1 protein-coding gene is annotated in these 2,023 nt (G+C 56.2%); it reads left to right on the top strand.

Annotated features, from left to right (window positions below):
* Positions 1 to 60 precede the first annotated feature (60 nt).
* Positions 61 to 2,023 (top strand): tape measure protein (locus tag AB204_RS12725; protein WP_047963749.1); only part of this gene is annotated, 1,963 nt, incomplete at its 3' end.

Below are 2,023 nucleotides of genomic sequence, written 5' to 3' on the forward strand. Positions count from 1 at the left end.
CAGTGACCGTGCGCCGGGGCTGGAAGCCTTTTTATCTAACCTGTCCTGAGATATTTTCCTATGGCAAAATTACGTGAACTGATTATTAAAATCTCGGCCAACTCGTCTTCATTTCAGGCGGAGATTGCCCGTGCCTCCCGGATGGGGGCGGATTATTACCGGGTGATGGAAAAGGGCGGGCGCGGGGCAGCGGCGGCCACCCGTGACAGCCAGCAGGCGCTGCGGGAACTCAATAACCAACTGCTGTCAGCCAAGAATGCCGCCGCCGGCATGGCAGGTGCTTTTGCCGGGATGTTCGCCACCGGACGCCTGATCAGCATGGCGGACAATTACAATTCCCTGAATGCCCGCATCAAGTTAGCCACCACCTCCACGGAAGATTTTACCCATGCGCAACGGGAATTATTGCGGATCAGCCAGTACACCGGCTCCACCTTTGAATCCAATGCGGGCCTCTTTTCCCGCGTCGCCGGTTCCCTGCGTGAATACGGTTATTCGACAAAAGACATTCTGTCCCTGACCGATGCACTGGCCACCGGGTTGCAGGTATCCGGCGCTTCGGCCGAAGAGACGTCCTCGCTGATTGTCCAGTTATCACAGGCCCTCGGGCGTGGCGTACTCCGGGGGCAGGACTTTAACTCGGTGGCCCAGTCCGGCCAGCGGATCATGAAAGCCCTGTCGGATGGATTGGGCGTCGCACAGAAAGACCTGAAACAACTGGCGGATGCGGGCGAGCTGACCACGCCGAAGATTGTGCCTGCCCTGATCGGTCAGTTGCAGACGCTGCATAAAGAGTTTGATTCGATGCCGAACAGCGTGAGCGCGGCGTCAACCCGCGTTCAGACTGCCTTCCAGCAGTGGGTGGGAGAAGCCAACCGGACCACTTCGGTCACGGCAACCTTATCTGGGGTACTGGACGGGGTAGCGAGGAATATGGATACCGTTGCCGCAGCTGGCATGGCGGCCGCGGGTTTATTCGGGGCAAGGGCGCTGGGTAACAGGGTATCCGCGATTGGTGCATCAACGTCAGCATTAATCCAGAACACCAGAGCCGAGATAAACAACGCAGATCAGGCTTACAGGAACGCCCAAGTTCAGGTGGCTAATGCCAGAGCGACTGAGCGTCAAGCTCAGCGTAATGTATTAGCGGCTCGTTCACGCATGCTTCAAACCACCACTGCACAGACATTCGCCGCCGCAGAAACGAGACTGAACAGAGCGCTGGCCGCAGAAGCGGCAGCACAGGACAGAGTAACACAAAGTATCAATGCAAGAGCCGCGGCACAAGCCCGTCTCAATACAGTCACCTCGCTCGGCTCAAGAATAGGCGGTGCACTGCTCGGGGTGATGGGTGGCATTCCCGGTATCGCCCTGCTGGCAGGGGCTGGCCTCTATTATCTTCACCAGAGTCAGGAGCAGGCCAAGCAATCCGCACTGGAATTGGGGCGAAATACCGACCTGCTGATTGAGTCGTTGAAAACCATGAATTCGCTGGAGGTGAAAAAGCGGATTTTTGATACCCAAGACCAAATATCCGATCAGAACAAGGCCATTGAGGAACAAAAAAAGTTAGTCGAAACCCAAAGAATCGCAGTGGAGCGGGCGCGGCTGGTTGCTGAAAAAGGGGTAAAAACCCTGTATTCCGCCTCGCCAGCTGAACAGCTCACTGAGGCTATCCGGGTTTATAACAACGAAGTGAACAATCTGGCTATCATGCAGGAAGGCTTGAGTCATAAGCAAAAGGAACTGAATATGCTACAGGCCAGCCAGACCGGCCTGTTTCGTGACAATTATGTTGAAATGCTCAGAACGAACGATATCTTGCCGATGCTGACACTGGCCGGCTCGGATTTCAACCGGGTGCTGGCGGCGGGGAACCGCCTGCTGAAAGAGCGGACGACATTCACCCCGGTTCCCTTTGCGCTGCCGCCCGCCCCGCTGGACGATAAGCAACAGGCTTTTCTTAAGCGATCTGAGCGCGACCGTGAATTATCGACCCTGCAAGGTGAGGACAGAATCAGAA

The sequence above is a fragment of the Xenorhabdus khoisanae genome, assembly GCF_001037465.1.
Taxonomy (GTDB): Bacteria; Pseudomonadota; Gammaproteobacteria; order Enterobacterales; family Enterobacteriaceae; genus Xenorhabdus; species Xenorhabdus khoisanae.